At 46.8% G+C, this 15,954-nt stretch carries 17 protein-coding genes and 1 pseudogene; 8 read left to right on the forward strand and 10 right to left on the reverse strand.

What is annotated here, in order from left to right; translation table 11 throughout:
- Positions 1 to 78: 78 nt before the first annotated feature.
- The 5 genes and pseudogenes from efeB to cidR form a co-directional block, all read right to left on the reverse strand.
- Positions 79 to 1,335 carry an iron uptake transporter deferrochelatase/peroxidase subunit gene (gene efeB, locus HWY38_RS04115; protein ID WP_224181312.1) on the reverse strand — a complete coding sequence of 419 codons (1,257 nt, stop codon included), beginning with the start codon at positions 1,333 to 1,335 and terminating at the stop codon, positions 79 to 81.
- Between the two features lie 18 nt (positions 1,336 to 1,353).
- Positions 1,354 to 1,672: pseudogene (locus HWY38_RS04120) on the reverse strand (Efem/EfeO family lipoprotein); the annotation flags it as partial.
- Between the two features lie 75 nt (positions 1,673 to 1,747).
- A complete protein-coding gene (thiE, locus tag HWY38_RS04125) occupies positions 1,748 to 2,422 on the reverse strand; it encodes a thiamine phosphate synthase (RefSeq protein WP_224181313.1) in 675 nt (224 codons plus the stop codon).
- Entirely contained in the window at positions 2,419 to 3,237 is an 819-nt protein-coding gene (thiM, locus tag HWY38_RS04130) for a hydroxyethylthiazole kinase (RefSeq protein ID WP_224181314.1), read from the reverse strand. The genes thiE and thiM overlap by 4 nt, the downstream gene beginning before the upstream one ends.
- Before the next feature lie 2 nt (positions 3,238 to 3,239).
- Positions 3,240 to 4,148, reverse strand: a complete 909-nt coding sequence (gene cidR, locus HWY38_RS04135) for a cidABC operon transcriptional activator CidR (RefSeq protein ID WP_003150908.1) — start codon at positions 4,146 to 4,148, stop codon at positions 3,240 to 3,242.
- Between the two features lie 106 nt (positions 4,149 to 4,254).
- Between cidR and HWY38_RS04140 the strand changes: the two genes are divergently transcribed.
- The 5 genes from HWY38_RS04140 to HWY38_RS04160 all read left to right on the forward strand — a co-directional run bounded on the left by HWY38_RS04140 (position 4,255) and on the right by HWY38_RS04160 (position 7,432).
- Positions 4,255 to 4,641 (forward strand): CidA/LrgA family holin-like protein, encoded by a 387-nt coding sequence (locus HWY38_RS04140; RefSeq protein WP_007407725.1) that lies wholly within the window; start codon positions 4,255 to 4,257, stop codon positions 4,639 to 4,641.
- The gene (locus HWY38_RS04145; protein ID WP_224181315.1) at positions 4,623 to 5,303 is read left to right on the forward strand and encodes a CidB/LrgB family autolysis modulator; all 681 of its coding nucleotides are present in this window, start codon (positions 4,623 to 4,625) and stop codon (positions 5,301 to 5,303) included. Before HWY38_RS04140 ends, HWY38_RS04145 begins: the two co-directional genes overlap by 19 nt.
- 129 nt (positions 5,304 to 5,432) lie before the next feature.
- The gene (locus HWY38_RS04150) at positions 5,433 to 5,627 is read left to right on the forward strand and encodes a YwbE family protein (protein ID WP_003150901.1); all 195 of its coding nucleotides are present in this window, start codon (positions 5,433 to 5,435) and stop codon (positions 5,625 to 5,627) included.
- Between the two features lie 154 nt (positions 5,628 to 5,781).
- On the forward strand, positions 5,782 to 6,543 hold the full coding sequence (locus HWY38_RS04155; protein WP_224181417.1) for a MerR family transcriptional regulator: 762 nt from the start codon (positions 5,782 to 5,784) through the stop codon (positions 6,541 to 6,543).
- Complete coding sequence (locus HWY38_RS04160; RefSeq protein ID WP_224181316.1) at positions 6,530 to 7,432, forward strand: DUF2268 domain-containing protein; 903 nt, start codon at positions 6,530 to 6,532, stop codon at positions 7,430 to 7,432. The genes HWY38_RS04155 and HWY38_RS04160 overlap by 14 nt, the downstream gene beginning before the upstream one ends.
- Positions 7,433 to 7,520: 88 nt before the next feature.
- Here the strand turns inward: HWY38_RS04160 and HWY38_RS04165 are convergent, their stop codons facing one another.
- On the reverse strand, positions 7,521 to 8,708 hold the full coding sequence (locus HWY38_RS04165) for a class I SAM-dependent rRNA methyltransferase (protein WP_130571338.1): 1,188 nt from the start codon (positions 8,706 to 8,708) through the stop codon (positions 7,521 to 7,523).
- A 94-nt stretch (positions 8,709 to 8,802) separates the two neighbouring features.
- On the opposite strand from HWY38_RS04165, the gene HWY38_RS04170 reads away from it, so the two are divergent.
- Positions 8,803 to 9,186: a VOC family protein gene (locus HWY38_RS04170; RefSeq protein ID WP_003150894.1), complete on the forward strand. Its 384-nt coding sequence runs from the start codon at positions 8,803 to 8,805 to the stop codon at positions 9,184 to 9,186.
- A gap of 27 nt (positions 9,187 to 9,213) precedes the next feature.
- On the opposite strand, the gene celB is transcribed toward HWY38_RS04170, so the two are convergent.
- Entirely contained in the window at positions 9,214 to 10,548 is a 1,335-nt protein-coding gene (celB, locus tag HWY38_RS04175; protein WP_045209275.1) for a PTS cellobiose transporter subunit IIC, read from the reverse strand.
- 161 nt (positions 10,549 to 10,709) lie between these two features.
- Here celB and HWY38_RS04180 point away from each other — a divergent pair, with 161 nt between their 5' ends.
- Positions 10,710 to 12,455 (forward strand): S8 family peptidase, encoded by a 1,746-nt coding sequence (locus HWY38_RS04180; protein ID WP_317986208.1) that lies wholly within the window; start codon positions 10,710 to 10,712, stop codon positions 12,453 to 12,455.
- 57 nt (positions 12,456 to 12,512) lie between these two features.
- On the opposite strand, the gene HWY38_RS04185 is transcribed toward HWY38_RS04180, so the two are convergent.
- The 3 genes from HWY38_RS04185 to HWY38_RS04195 all read right to left on the reverse strand — a co-directional run bounded on the left by HWY38_RS04185 (position 12,513) and on the right by HWY38_RS04195 (position 15,350).
- Positions 12,513 to 13,373, reverse strand: a complete 861-nt coding sequence (locus HWY38_RS04185; protein WP_061581633.1) for a glycosyltransferase family 8 protein — start codon at positions 13,371 to 13,373, stop codon at positions 12,513 to 12,515.
- A gap of 278 nt (positions 13,374 to 13,651) precedes the next feature.
- Entirely contained in the window at positions 13,652 to 14,284 is a 633-nt protein-coding gene (locus tag HWY38_RS04190) for a GTP pyrophosphokinase family protein (protein WP_007407732.1), read from the reverse strand.
- Positions 14,285 to 14,414: 130 nt separating this feature from the next.
- Positions 14,415 to 15,350: a 1,4-dihydroxy-2-naphthoate polyprenyltransferase gene (locus HWY38_RS04195; protein WP_007614633.1), complete on the reverse strand. Its 936-nt coding sequence runs from the start codon at positions 15,348 to 15,350 to the stop codon at positions 14,415 to 14,417.
- 443 nt (positions 15,351 to 15,793) lie between these two features.
- Between HWY38_RS04195 and HWY38_RS04200 the strand changes: the two genes are divergently transcribed.
- The gene (locus HWY38_RS04200; protein WP_003150882.1) at positions 15,794 to 15,943 is read left to right on the forward strand and encodes a teichoic acid D-Ala incorporation-associated protein DltX; all 150 of its coding nucleotides are present in this window, start codon (positions 15,794 to 15,796) and stop codon (positions 15,941 to 15,943) included.
- Positions 15,944 to 15,954 lie beyond the last annotated feature (11 nt).

Genomic DNA, 15,954 nt, shown 5'->3' on the forward strand with positions numbered 1-15,954 from the left:
CTCCTTTCCTTTTTATTTTAAGTTGTAACATATATAGTTACAAGTGTTTTTTTAAAAACACCCTCCATATGGAAGGTGTCACGATTCCAGCAGCCTTTGGGCGATATATTCTCCTTTTTTACAGCCGCCGGGACAGGCGAATAAGGAAGAGCCGATCGTTTGTGTGTATTCATTCAGCGCATCCTTTGCCGCCAAAGCCTTCAGCATCGGGACAAATTGGCGGTCCGGGTCTTTTTGAAAACAGATAAACAGCAGGCCTGCGTCAACATAGCCCGTCTTCGGATCAATTCCGTCCGTATAGGAAAATGCCCGGCGCAGAATCTGTCTGCCGGTTGATTTTGCCACACTGACATGCGAGTCGGCGGGAATTTGATTCAGCTTCACGGGATCGGTTTCCTTTTTTTGTCCGAAAGGCGCGCCCGAGCTTTTCACCCGCCCGAACGTGTCCTCTTGTTCCTTCAAGGATGAACGGTCCCATATATCTAAAAACATCTTAATTTTCCTAAACGCCATGTACGTGCCGCCCGTCATCCAGTCCGGCTCTCCTGATTGAACCCAAACGATCGAATTCATCAGGTTTTCATCCTTTGTGCTTTGGTTGCCGGTGCCGTCTTTGAATCCGAAGAGGTTGCGCGGCGTTTCCCCGTTTTTCCCGCCGCTTAAGAAACCTTTATTGAGAAAGCGGACTTCGCACACGCCTGCTGCCTGTTTCATCAGGTTGCGCACCGCGTGGAACGCCGTTTGTTCATTATCCGCGCAGACCTGTATGACGATATCACCGCCGCCTTGTTTCTTATCGAGCTTGTCGTTAGGCATCGGCGGAATATCGGCGAGATGCTTCGGTTTTTTATCTTTCAGTCCGAAGCGGTCCCTCCCGTCTTTCTCGAAAAACCCGGGGCCGAAGCCGAAGGTAACGGTCAAATTCGCCGGGGCCAGATCCTGCGACTCCCCGGTATCCTGCGGAGGTATATATTTATTTTTCTGTTCGCCCGACGGGACGGCGCCTGAAGTCAGCAGCTGTGTCAGGCTTGTCCATTGTTTGAAAAGGGAGATGACATCGGCTTTGTCGCTTGACATGATATCAAGCGCTGCAAAATACACATACGTCTGATGCGCCGTTGTGATTCCTGCTTGGTGCTTTCCGTAAAAAGGAACGATTTGATCACGATCACGTTTTTCATCATTCTTCTTTGAAGCGGTGGCCGCCGGTTTGAAGAGCGGCGCGAGTCCTCCGAGGCCGCTCGCTCCGACAGCGACGGCGGCGCCCGCGACGGCGCCCCACTTCAGGACATCCCGTCTGTGGATCTGTTTTTCCTTGTTTTGTTCATCACTCATGCTGTGTCTTAACTCCTTTTAAAGCACATCGGCAATCTTCGACATGGTTTCAGAAAGGGCCGTCAGCTTCGTGCTTATCTCTCTGATTTGATCTGTACTTAATGTATCACAAGACGTATACGATTGATCGCACGTTTTGATTTCGACATCAAAACTTCAAATTCGCTGAATTCCGCATCAAGTTTTTCCGTGACCTCGAAATGATCTCTCACTGCGCGCTTTTTACTGGTTAATAGAGTGCTTTTAAGCCTTCGGCGCCGGCGGTGATTGGTTCAGGCATCACTTTGAGCAAAGCGATAGAGCCGTCAAACACTTCGGTCGATATTGCAAGCTGATTGCCCTGTTCTTGACATACGGCTTATATTCTCCAAGTCCGTCACTGCCTTTTTGCGCACAAAGAAAAAGGGCCGCCCTATCGGGACAGCCCTGCTTTGGAGTGCTGAATTTCCTCTGAAAACTTGCGCGCTGCCGCTTTTGGATCTTCGGCTTGGCTGATGGCGCTGATCATGCTGACGCCGTCTGCACCCGCTTCAATGACGGGCGCCGCGTTGTCAGCCGTAATGCCGCCGATTCCTACAATCGGAATGCTGATGCCCTGACGCCGCACCTCTTCAATCAATGTAACGCCCTGCACAGCTTCAGCATCTTTTTTTGTTTCGGTCGGATAGACCGGGCCCATTCCGACGTAATCGGCTCCGGCGGCTTCCGCCCGCTTCACCTCGGAGACGTTATGTGCTGACACACCGAGAATCATATCGCCGATTGCCGCTCTCGTTTCTTCGGCGTCTGCGTCATCCTGTCCGATATGCACTCCGTCCGCCTCAAGGCGCAAGGCCAATTCGACATCATCATTAATGATGAAAGGAATCCCGGCCTGCCTGCAGACATCCTGCACCTGCTTCGCGAACAGGACAAGTTCATCCCCTGTTAAAGAACCGCTCCCCTTTTCCCGAAATTGAAAAAGCGTAGCGCCGCCCTCAATGGCTTTTTTCACCACGGAAACGGGGTCTGCGCTTGTATTGTTTGATCCCATAATAAAATAAACCGATAACATATCCTTCATCATTTCCCGAGAAATACGCGTCATTTTTCTGTCACCCTTTCAATTGCAGCAAGCTCGGCCGCTTCTTGTTCTGAGATGCTTGCCAGCTTGTTTAAAAGCTCAATCTGGAAGCTGCCCGGCCCCTTATGGACGGTGTCCAAAGCGGCAAGCTGAGCGGCGCTTCCGTATACAGAAACGGCTGAAACGGCCGCTTGCAGAACGTCCTGCCCCGCTGCGCAGAAGGCTCCGATTACAGACGTCAGCAGGCATCCTGCCCCCGTCACCTTCGTCAGCAGTTTATCACCGTTATGTACGGCGTATGTGTCGGTGCCGTCGGAGATGACGTCGGTTTTTCCGGTAATCGCAATGACCGTCTTCAGCCCGCTTGCAGCCGTCTTAGCGAGCTGAAACACATCTCCTCCGGCTTCCCCCGCATCCACGCCTTTTATCTTCCAATCAGGGGCGCCGGCAATATTGGCGATTTCCGCGGCATTTCCGCGAATGGCGGACAAGCGGACCGCCTGTATGATCTTGCGGGCTGATGCCGTCCGAAACGGCGTGGCGCCTGCGCCTACCGGATCAAAAATGACCGGAACACCGTTTTCATTGGCCGATTTTCCGGCTGCGATCATAGCTTCAACAGACGCCGAATTGAGGGTGCCTATATTCAAGACGAGCGCTCCTGCGATTTTCGCCATGTCGGCAGCCTCCTCAATTGCATAAGCCATAACGGGCGATGCGCCGAGCGCGAGCAGTCCGTTAGCGGTGAAGTTCGTGACGACATTATTGGTGATACTGTGAACGAGCGGGTTTTGATCCCGCACTTTACTCAAGTGTTGAGCTGCGGTTTGTGCGTCCATGCTTAATCATCCTTTTTTCTCTTTTTCGGATTCCATAAATACGATTTCGTATGCTCCAGCCAGGCTCTGGCGGCAAAAGACATATAGCGGTCTTTCCGCCAAATGATGGCTAAATGCCACGGAATGACCGGATGAACGAGCGGAATGGTTCTGACTTTGTCAGGATCAAGACCGCGGCAGATTCTTTCCGGCAGCAGGCCGATACCGAGATTGGCGGATACCATTTCGCTGATAAAGTCCCACTGTGACGTTTCATAAATGACGTGCGGCCTGAATCCGGCTTTCACGCATTCCGTCATAATTCGATTATGAAGGACAAAATCCTCCCTGAAAAATATGAATGGCTCTTCTTTCAATTCGTGAAGACTGCATTCTTTCTCGTCAGCGAGCCGATGTGACGGATGGACGACGAGCATAAGGGTTTCCTTGACGATTGTGAACGTATGAAAAATCTCTTCATTCGCGGGAAGCACAACGACCCCGATATCAAGCGAGCCGTCCTCCACCCCTTGCTGCACTTTAATAGAGCCGTCCTCAACAAGCTGAAACGTCACATCGGGATATGTGACGCGGAAGTCTCCGAGCACTCTCGGGAAAAAGCCGGACCCGATCATCGGCGGAAGACCGATGCGGACGTGCCCTTTCTTCACTTCCATAATATCGTTCAGCTCTGACGTCAGGTTTTGGAATGACTTTGTGATTTCCTGCGCCTGCACATACATGCTCTGCCCGGCGTCAGTCAGTTCAACTTGCCGGCCATTGCGGTAAAACAGCTTAATGCCGAGCTCCGTCTCCAGGTTTTTAATCATCTTTGAGATTGTCGGCTGTGAAACATACAGCGACTGTGAAGCCTTCGTAAAGCTTTTCAAACGGGCCACTTCCAAGAAATACGTTAAGTGCCGGATATCCATTACATTTCATCCTTTCTATAGACAAAAGGAATACACATTATTCTTTATATGTATTTTACCTATAGCAAAACCTTCTGTACAATATAAATATAAGGGAGGCATCATTATGAAAAAATTGCTGCTTACCGTTATTCAAATCGCTCTGCTGTTTATATTTGCGCGTCTGATCAATTGGGTCACGGCGGCTCTTCATATAAATATTCCCGGCAGTATAATCGGGATTGTGATTCTTTTCACATTATTGCATTTCAAGATTATCAAACTTGAATGGATTGAGCTTGGCGCAGCATGGCTCCTCGGTGAGCTGCTGCTGTTTTTCATCCCGTCTGCCGTCGGAGTGATTGAATACGGAGATATTATGTCTAAATTCGGCGTAAGCATTTTACTTGTCGTCGTCATCAGCACATTTGTCGTGATGGTTTCAACAGGTACGCTTACACAGCTGATAGCAAAAAGAAAGGAGAAAAAACAAACGTGTTCATCGGAATCATAAGTTTATTCTTAACTGTCTTAGTATATTTGGGCGCGAAAAAACTCTACATTCGTTTTCCGCGGGTGTATACGTCGCCGCTTCTGATTACGCCCGCTGTTTTGGTCGTACTGCTGCTTCTTGTCAATGTCCCGTATCAGACATACAATATCGGCGGCGGACTGCTGACCGATATGCTTCAGCCGGCAACAGTGGCGTTCGCTATCCCGCTTTATAAATATTTCCCGGTTTTAAAGAAATACGCCGTGGAAATTATTTTGAACGTAGCGGTCGGTTCATGTATCGCCATTCTGTCAACGGCCTTTATCGCGAAATGGTTCCATCTCGGCAGCAGCTTAGTCGACAGTCTCGTGCCGCGATCCGTGACGACGCCGATTGCCATGAACGTTTCAGAAATGATCGGCGGGATGCCGGCCGTTACAGCGGTTTTCGTCATTTTAACGGCTTTATTGGGAACGATCATCGGGCCGATGGTCATCCGCTATTTCCGCATTGATAACGAAATTGCCCGGGGCGTGCTGCTCGGAACCAGCGCGCACGGAGCGGGAACATCTAAAGCATTTGAGCTCAGTTCCGTATCAGGAACGATCTCAAGCGTGTCCATGATTCTCGCCGCGATTATGACGCTGTGCGCGGCCCCGATTTTGCTTTCGTTTATGTCATAAAAGACTGCTCCTTACAGAGCGGTCTTTTTTTATTTGCTATGAAGGATTGATTCGTCTGTCCTTCATAAAATGGCGAAAACACGATATGATAAGATATGAAGTGAAAAGACTGAAGAACGGATGTGTCATATGAACGGCCAGCAGCGAAGCAGCATCAGAAAAGGACTTGAAGTCGATATCGTCCTGAAAGCCGATCAGCGTTCAGGAAAGCTGACAAGAGGAATCGTGAAGGATATTTTGACGAACTCAAGCTTCCACCCGCGCGGCATTAAGGTCCGCCTTGAAGACGGGCGAATCGGCCGGGTGCAGCACATTATTGAATAGAAAAAAGCCGAAGCTTCACTCCCGGCTTTTTTTCTTTAATTTCAGCAATGAAATCCTCATATGTTCCCCTTTATATACAAAAAATCTTTAACCAACTATTGACTCTTACGTTGCGTAATACTTTAGAGTAGCCATTAAGGAGGCGGCAAACGTGATGGGTATGAAAGTAAAAGAAGTAGCTGAACTGATTGGAGTAAGCATACGTACTCTCCATCATTACGATCGAATCGGATTATTGACTCCTCAGGAAACGACCGATTCCGGTTATCGGCTTTATTCTGAAGAGAATCTTGAACAGCTGCAGCAGATACTATTTTTCAAGGAGCTCGATTTCTCCTTAAAAGAGATTAAAGAAATCATTAATAGTCCTTCATTTAATCGAAGGGAGGCATTACTTTTACAAAAGAAAATGTTGATTGAGAAACGGAATAGAGTCGATAAGATGATTGAAACCATCGATAAATCAATCAAACATATGATGGGAGAGATTTGCATGACGAACAAAGAGCGGTTTGAGGGAATGAACTTCAATCATAATCTTTATGAACAAGAAGCTCGCAAACGGTGGGGTGATCAACCTGTCGATAAGGTAAATATTAGATTGAAAAACATGACTGATGGTGAGCAAAAAGATTTATCTGATAAGTGGACTGCAATGTTCAATAAATTTGCACTCCTTATTAACCAATCTCCCAAGTCCCCAGACGTACAAACAGCTATCAAAGAGTGGTTTGATTTTCTCAATGAAAATTTTGGTGAATATTCTTTTGATGCCTTTTACGGATTAGGTCAACTCTATATTGAAGATAAACGCTTCACTAAGAACATCGACCGGTATGGTGAAGGGCTGGCGAAGCTCATGAGTGATGCCATTACAATTTATATAGATCATCAAAAAAAGGGTGGTACCCATTAAAATCATTATCGAGGATACAATTGGGCAATACGAAACGTTATTTTCAATGATTGAAAATAGAGAAGATTATTATCGGTATTCAATGATGAAACCTTTTGAAGATATGTGGAAAAAGATTAATGTTCCCTTAAAGGCAAAGCAACCTAACGGATATGATGTAATCATGGCTGCAAATATGCTGGGCTATCTGAGCATATTTGATACGGAAATCGGAAGAAAAGCATTAGAGAATCTAAAAGAAATTCAAGCTCTTCAAATTGCATATGACACTTTAACTCATTGTGTAGAATTTATCAAACAAAACCGCTTAAAAATAAATGCTGATGAAATAAGGTTTGGGATGTATCTGGCCAATCAAAAAAAGCTTCAATTACATAGAGGGTATTGTGGATTCGGAGGAATTCCGGGATTTATTCAAATTTCAATATTCCCCAATTCATATAACATACCGAGACTGCCTGCTGTAATCGCACATGAATTTCATCATAATATTCGTTTTTCGTATTTCAATTGGGATTATGGGAACGTAACAGTTGGGGATTACTTAATTATAGAGGGGCTGGCAGAATCGTTTGCCAAAGAACTTTACGGAGAAGCTCTGTTAGGTCCCTGGGTTACTTCTTTTGAAAAAGAAGACTTAGAATACTCAAAAGAAATTATCAAAGACTCATTAAATGTGAAAGGGTTTGCTGAGGTCAGCAGTTACATGTTTGGTGACACCTTTGCAGCCGAACAAGGTTATCAGCCTGTCGGCTTATCACCGTTTGCAGGTTATGCGGTTGGCTACCAAGCGGTGCAATCCTTCATGAAAGCCAACAATGTGGGCATCAGAGAGGCCACTTTACTTGGCACAGATGAGATACTAAGTAATAGCGGGCTGTTTCTTTAAACAGTAAGATATGAAGATTATTTTATCCCGTATTAAAGCGACGGAAGAGGGTTTTCTTTTCCCCTCTTTCCACGCTAAAATGATCATCCTATTTTTTCCGCAAGAAAACAACCTTCAAATAGTTCCCTTCTTTAAACGCGGGAATCGTTTTGAAATCTTCCGGAAGCGTGTATTCTTCCAAAATGTCGTAACGCTCATTTGTTTCTTTAAAGGCGGTCTCTATAAAACCTTTAAATTTCTTCATATTGAAGGCGCTGCTGTTTGTCGAAGCGACGATGATGCCGTTTTTTGCGGTGATGGCGATCGTTTCCTTCAGCAGGTTTTTATAATCTTTCGCCGCGCTGAACGTCCGTTTTTTTGTGCGGGCGAAAGAAGGCGGATCAAGGATGATGAGGTCAAACTCCAGCCCTTTTTTTTCCGCATAGCCGAAGTATTTGAAAACATCCATGACCTTAATGTCATGCGCCTCATAATCAATTCCGTTGGCGCTGAACTGTTCAATCGTTTTTGCGAGACTGCGGTTGGCGACATCGACGCTGGTCGTTTTCTCAGCTCCGCCAAGCGCCGCCGCGACGGAAAACGCCCCCGTATAAGAGAACGTATTCAACACCCGTCTGCCATTTGCATACTTATCCCGAATCGCTTTGCGCACATGACGCTGGTCTAAGAAAATGCCCGTCATCGCCCCGTCGTTTAAATCCACCGCGTACTGTATGCCGTTTTCTTGAACAATGACCGGAAAATCTCCTCTTTCGCCTTTGACAAAATCGTCGTCTTCCACGTATTGCCCGGCCGTATCGAATCGTTTCTTTTCATAGATCGCTTTATAAGAAAGCTCCAGTCCGTCAATCGCCTCAATCATGCTGTCCTTATAAGCGTAAATGCCTTTACTGTACCATTGAATCAGCAGATAACCGTCATAAAAGTCAATCGTGACGCCGCCGATGCCGTCGCCCTCACCGTTGAAAAGCCGGAACGCCGTCGTATCGGGCGCCTTAAACAGATGGGCTCTCGCTTCAGCCGCTTTTTTCAGCTTGTCCAGAAAGAAACGTCCGTCGATCCGTTCATCTCTCGCGCGGGACAGCACCCAGCCGACTCCTTTATTCTGCAAGCCGTAATAGCCTTTTCCGATAAACTCACCCTTCTCGGATGTCACATCAAAAAGATCGCCCTCTGTTAAATGAGCCGAGCTTCCGGTCAGAGCGTCTTTTTCAATCAGGGGGAATCCTTTTTTCAGCTTTCCGGCAAATGTATCTTTCACTGTAAGTAGCTTCATTGTGCATTCCTCTTTCGTTTTGCTTTCTCTTATCGTACCATAAAACATGATCAACACCGCATTGTCCCGAAAAATTCAAAACAGGGGGAAAACCATGACAGCCAAAAGAATCGACCATACAGGCATTATGGTCAAAGATATTGAAACATCCATCGCCTTTTACCAAGACGTTCTCGGTATGCAGTTAAAGGATCGTATCACTCATACGAACGGCATTATTGAACTTGCCTTTCTCGGCTTTCAAGAAGGGCCGGAGACAGAAATTGAGCTGATCCAGGGCTACAGCAGCGAGCTTCCCGCAGAAGGAAAAGTGCATCACGTCGCTTTATTAACTGAAGATATCGCGGCGGAGTTCACGCATGCGAAGCGTCAGGGCGCCGTATTCATTGATGAAGAAATCACGACGCTTCCGAACGGGTATCGCTACTTTTACATTGAAGGACCTGACGGCGAATGGATCGAATTTTTCCAGCGTTAAAAAAACGGGCGAAAGCGCCCGTTTTTTTTATGTTTCTTCAGTGGCGTTCTGTTCCGCCGCCCGTTCCTCTCTCCATTTTTGAAGATCCCAAATTCGGAAAAACGGATAATAGATGATAAATGTAATCAGGAGATTGATCAGCTGCATGACCGAACCGGAGATTTTCCCGCCCGTCGCCAAATAACCGGAAATCAGCGGCGGCATCGTCCACGGCACGGCGATTCCCGCCGGTTTTGCCACCATCCCCGTGCTCATCCCGATGTACGTCGCCGTAATGGTCAAGAGCGGTGCAATGATAAAGGGAACGATTAACAGCGGATTCATGACGAGCGGCATCCCGAAAATAATCGGTTCGTTAATGTTAAAAATCGCGGGCCCGATGCCGAGACGGCCGAGCTGTTTCATCTGTTTGCTTCTGGAGCGCACAAGCATGGTCAGCACAAGGGCAAGCGTCGCTCCGCTTCCGCCGACATTAATCCATATTTGAAAGAACTGTGTCGTAAAAATGCTCGGCAGCGCCTCTCCCGCCTGAAAAGCCAAACGGTTGGCATCCATCGCCCCGTACCAGATCGGCGACATGACGCCGCCGATAATGGACGCGCCGTGTATGCCGCACGACCAAAGCAGCATTTGCACGAATTCGGCGATAAGACTTCCGCCGAGACTCCCGCCCAGAATAGACAGCGGGGTGCCCAGCAGATCGCCTACGACATTGTGGAGGCTTTTAAAAGGAGTCATTTCAATAAACAGACGGGCCAGCCATACAAGCGTAATAACAATGAAACCGGGGATGAGCGCAACGAACGATTTGCTGACCGCAGGCGGCACTCCGTCAGGCATCTTAATGACGATATTTCTTTGTATGATAAACCGGTACACTTCCGTAGACAGCATTGCAATGATCATCGCGACAAACAGACCTTTGCTTCCGAGCAGCGAAATCGGAATGCCGCCTCCCACCATAATCTCTGTTGCCGAGCCGTCAGGAATAAACGGAATCTGATACGGCGTCGCCAATAAAAAGGCGGCAAGGGCAATGGCTCCCGACGACAGGGCATCCACCTCATAGCTTTCCGCAAGCCGGTAAGCAATCCCAAAGGCGGCGACAAGCGCCATAATGTCAAAGGACGCATTCACGGGATACCCGAGCTTTTCAACCCAATTTTCACCGAAAAGACCAGCCATAAAATCGGCATAACCGGGAATCGGAAGACTCGTCAGAATCAGAAAAACCGATCCGATGATGATAAGCGGCATAGTCAAAATAATGCCGTCCCGCAAAGCTCTTAAGTGCCTTTGGCCGGCGACTTTTCCGGCGACAGGCATGATTTTTTCTTCCATGACCCGATTGAACGTACTCATTTATCAAAAACCCCCTTTTTGAGTTTATTGCGCAGATGTCTTAAAGCATTTTCTCCATCATATTTTGGAAACGCTTACATTTGCATACAGAAATTTTCCTTATCCCTTAGGAAAAAAAGAATTCCGCACTGCCGATATATAAAGAAAAAGGGGGAATTGCAATGTATCACATCCTGAAACCAATAATGGCCGCGGCCTTGTGCGTCAGCCTGTTCTCCGCCGCGGCGCCCGCGCACGCCGAGACGCACGACCGGGACGTTATCGTGGTGTACAAAAATCAAAACGGCAAGGAATCCGCCATAGACAGCGGAGCGGATGTGGAACAGACCTATCAGCATCTCCCGGCAGTCGCCGTGTCTGCCGATTCGCAAACGGTGAAAGACCTGAAACAGGACCCTGATATCTTATATGTAGAAAACAATGTATCCTTTCAGGCGGCAGGCGGTTCTGATATCCGCCCGTTATCAGCGGCCCAAAGCAGCAGTTACGCGCTGCCGCAATGGGATATAGAACCGACTCAGGTCAAGCAGGCGTGGAAAGAAGGCTTGACGGGAAAAAAGGTGAAAGTGGCTGTCATTGACAGCGGCATTTACCCTCATGATGATCTGTCTATTGCCGGAGGCTATTCCGCAGTCAGCTATACTTCCTCATACAAAGATGACAACGGACACGGGACGCATGTCGCCGGAATCATTGCGGCCAAACATGACGGATACGGCATTGACGGCATCGCGCCGGATGTCCGGTTATATGCGGTTAAAGCATTAGACAGAAAGGGTGCAGGGGATCTTAAAAGCCTTCTTAAAGCGATCGACTGGTCGATCGCCAACAAAATGGACATCATCAATATGAGTCTCGGAACTAACGCAGACAGCAAAATTCTTCACGACGCCGTAGATAAAGCATACAAAAAAGGAATCGTGATCGTAGCCGCCGCAGGAAACGACGGCAACAAAAAACCCGTCAATTATCCGGGCGCCTACAGCAGCGTAACAGCAGTCTCAGCGTCAACTGAAAAAAACGGGCTCGCGGCTTTTTCCACGACCGGAAAACAAATTGAATTTGCCGCACCCGGCACCAATATTACGAGCACGTACCTGAATCAAATGTACGCCACGGCTGACGGCACATCTCAAGCCGCACCCCACGTCACCGGCATGTTCGCGCTGCTCAGGCAGAAATATCCCGAGGAAACAAATACACAGCTCCGGCAGCAGATGCAGCAAAACGTCAAAGATCTGGGCGCTCCCGGACGTGACAGCCGATTTGGGTACGGCCTGGTGCAATATCACGTAAAGCAAAAGAGCTTTGCCGAACGGGCCGTAATAAAAGCGGAAAAGACGAAAAAACAGGCAGATATCAATCAAGCAAAAACGGCCGTCAGCAAGCTGTCCAAGTCAAAGGGAAAAACCGCTCTCGAGTCCCGGATCAATAAAGTTCAGACGGCAAGAAATGTGACGGACGCAAGAGACAAAGTCCGGGCTGCCGAAAAACAAAAGAAAAAAACCGCCGTCAATGCCGCACAAAGCGCCATTCGCAAATTACCGGCCGGTTCAGAGAAAAAAGGGCTGCAAAAGCGGCTTAACGCTGTCAATTCAAGCCTTTTGAAAACAGCTGAGGCCAGCGTCAAGCAGGCGGAAAAAAAGACCTCTGAGGCCAGCACCGCAAAAGCCCAAAAAGCAGTCAGCGAAATCCAGCCGGGAAAAGAAAAAACCGCTCTGGAAAAACGGCTTGTCCGGATAAAAGATAAACTCAACCGGCAGCAGGCAAGGGACAAAGTAAAAACGGCGGAAAAAAACAAGACGAAAAAAGCAAAATCAGCGGCGCAAACGGCAGTCAGCCGATTGAAGCCGTCTGCCGAAAAGACCGGCCTGCAAAAACGCGTGCGTGCGATTCGGGTGAAATAATAAAAAAAACGCTTATGAGCCGGATAACGGCTTCACAAGCGTTTTCATCACACCTGCCTATTGGTTCATGGCCGGGCGGTCAATCGTGTTCCATTTCGTAAAGGACATATATCGGAAATAATGATCACGATACGGGTGCGAGGTGCCTGTATTCCAAGGCTTGTCGCTGCCGCAGAAATGGACGATGGCCGGTTCGGCACGTGTTTCTCTGTAACGTATACGGTCGATCAGTTCAGGAGGCGTTTTCTCATTCATGATAATATGCGTCTGCGCGTTCCAGCGCGGATGCAGTTCATGCCATTGATCATATAAGATCGCGTTAAGCGCGTCCTGATCATGGAACACGAGAAAATCCTCCGAGCTGTTTTCGTTGATAAAATCAATCACCTTTTCAGAAATATTTTGTTTTCTCCAAGGTTCGAAATCTATAATCATAATGCCGGAATTAAAATACTTGGCAGTGTCGCTGATATTCATTTTTTTCAGTCTTTCATGCTGTCCGGCGTCTTCTACCGCCGCAACTATTGCCGGGGAAATATCCATATCCCATAAAACCGAAATATCTTCCATCACAATTGCATCGCAATCAATGTAAATCATCCGCTTTACGGACTCATCCTTAATTAAATCAGGGATGGAAATGCGGTAATAAGCGGCTTTTGTAATGTGGCTGCTTTCGACTGCATGCTTGTATTGATCAGCGTCTACTTCTAAAAATTCAAGCGGCGTCCCGAATGACATCGCGGTCTGTGCAAGCTTGTCCTTGTTTTCGGCAGTAATTCCGCCGTCGATCACATATAATTTGGCATTCCTTGTTTTATCCATATTCATCAATAAAGAAGCGAACATCCCACCCAAATGACGAGCATAATGATCATCGGCACATGATACGATATGCATTGTTTCATTCTTTCCCACTGATATTCATCTCCCTTTTTGTTGTACAAATGTCTTTCCCTTTTTTTAAAAAGTAAACCTTGATCTTACACATTTTTTCTGCGGGAATGTGCTGTTTGCGATTTGATATCTTTCTTCTTTGTTTGGGGTGAGGAAAGAAAATGATCTTAGCTGCGAGGTCTATGTGAACGGAGGCAAGACGATCAAGGTCGACAGCGAAAAACGGTGAGCGTCATTGGATAAACAAACAGCCGGACTGCACATAAAAGCGGTCCGGCTGTTTGTGATGCGTCAATCGTTTAATCGACTTCTTTCTTAATTCCAAGCATCTTTTCGTCTAAATAATGGGCGATGTCCGCCGCTTCCTTCAGCTCGTCGGTCAGATGCTTTGGGACTTCGTTATTTAATTTGTAATAAATTTTATGTTCAAGACTCGCCCAAAAATCCATGGCAATGGTGCGGATTTGAATTTCCGCCTTCACATATTCCACACGATTCGTCAAATAAACGGGAATTTCAATAATCAAATGCAGGCTGCGGTAGCCGTTCGGCTTCGGATGTTTGATATAATCCTTCACCTTTACGATCTTCAGGTCCTTATGCTGCTTCAAAACCTCAGCGACATTATAAATATCGGAAATAAAGGAACAGATAATCCTGACACCCGCAATATCATGAATATGCTCTTTCATTTCCTGCGTCGTCACATCGCAGCCTTTGCGCATCAGTTTATTGACGATACTCTCGAAACTTTTTACGCGTGATTTTGTATGCTCGATCGGGTTATGCCCGTGAATCAAATTATATTCCTGGCTGATGATAGAAAACTTCGTATCCAGCTCATCTAAAGCGAATTTATAAACTAATAATTCATTTTTCCAATCTTCCATGACCGTTTTCAAATCATCCATATGGGCTGTTGACAAGTCCATTTTTTTCATCTCCTTGCTTTGCTGTCCATATATGAGACGTGTCAGTCCGCGGTCAGGTTCTTTACAAAATCGTGAAGATTATGTCATAAAAAAAAGCAAATGCCGGTTATGGCATTTGCCTTTCATTTGATCAGCGGAAATAACTGATCAGGAGTCCGATTGAAAGCAGGAATCCGAAGAATGTATTGGTTTGCGCCGTTGATTTCATCGCAATAATCATGTTCATCGGCATTTCGTTTTTCACAAAGCCTTTCACGGCCTGAACGGGTTTCGGCACGCTCAGGAAGACCAAAAACAGCCACGGGCTTGTGTAACCCATGATGACAAGACCGACGATCCAGATGTAAGCGATGGCAAATGATGCGGCCAGTATCATGACGGCCCCTCTATGCCCCATTAAAATGGCCAGCGTTTTACGTCCGCCCTTTTTATCTTCCTCAATATCACGGATATTGTTGGACAGGTTAATCGCTCCGACCAAGATGGCGATCGGGATAGAAATCAAAATGCTCTGTTCATTAATTCTGCCTGTCTGAATGAAGAAAGAGATAAGGACAAATACAGAGCCCATGCAAATGCCGGAGAACAGTTCCCCGAACGGTGTATACGCAATCGGCAGCGGGCCGCCCGTATACAGATAGCCGATCAGCATGCCGGCAAGGCCGATAACCGCAAGCCACCAGCTGCTGCTCATGCAGATATAAACACCGAGCACGAGGGCAATCGCATAAGAGCCGAGCGCCAGCTGCAGAATTGTTTTCGGCTTCATGCCGTGGCGGACGATCGCTCCGCCGATACCGACGGAATCCTCCGTATCTAAACCGCGTTTAAAATCGTAATATTCATTGAATAAGTTCGTGGCGATCTGAATCCAAAGGCAGGAAAACAGCATGGCCAAAAACAGCAGGAAATCAACCTTTACGTAAAACATCGCCAATACGGTGCCGAGAAGTACGGGCACAAACGATGCCGTCAATGTATGAGGGCGGGTTAGCTGCCACAAAATGCGGCCCATGCTTTCTTTCTCGGGCGTCTTTTGGCTGCCCCCCATATTGTTTTGATTCATTTTCCTCTTCCTTTCTATTAAAAGGCTTTCACAGTCAGCCGATAACAGTAGTGTTGAATTGGGTTTTTCACGTTTTCTGCTACCTTATCTATCATAATAATTTCTTCCTCATTTCACAAGATGCGGCGCTTTATCGGCTATCCTGCCGGAAACGGCTTTTCGCCCTTCTCCATTGGGGTTCGGCACAAGCCTGCTTAAGAAAAAGCCGCCAAAATTTTTTTACCTCGTTTATATTTACGATAAGTTAAAAATCCCGCCTGAACAGCGCCTTTTTAGTATGATCATTTGCCAATTTATACATGCGTGTTTTCCATCCTTTTGTTCCTCATTCATTTTTAAGGAAATTTTAAGCTTAGGATATTAGACATATTTTGAAACTTTTTGTTAATCTAATCGTCATATACTGGTGTAATTATTGAATACGCGGGGAAGGAATTTTGAATATGATGCAAAAATTAAAACGTGCTTATGAAAATACATTGATCAAATGGACGTTTCATACGGGCTTTTATTTTCTGATATTAGTATTGCTTTTTTGGATGTATGGATTTCATACAGCGAATACCGGCACTTATATTTACAACGATTTCTAATCGGGGAGGAT

Origin of the sequence: Bacillus sp. KS1 (assembly GCF_020075515.1) — a bacterium.
In the GTDB taxonomy this organism is placed as follows: Bacteria; Bacillota; Bacilli; order Bacillales; family Bacillaceae; genus Bacillus; species Bacillus velezensis.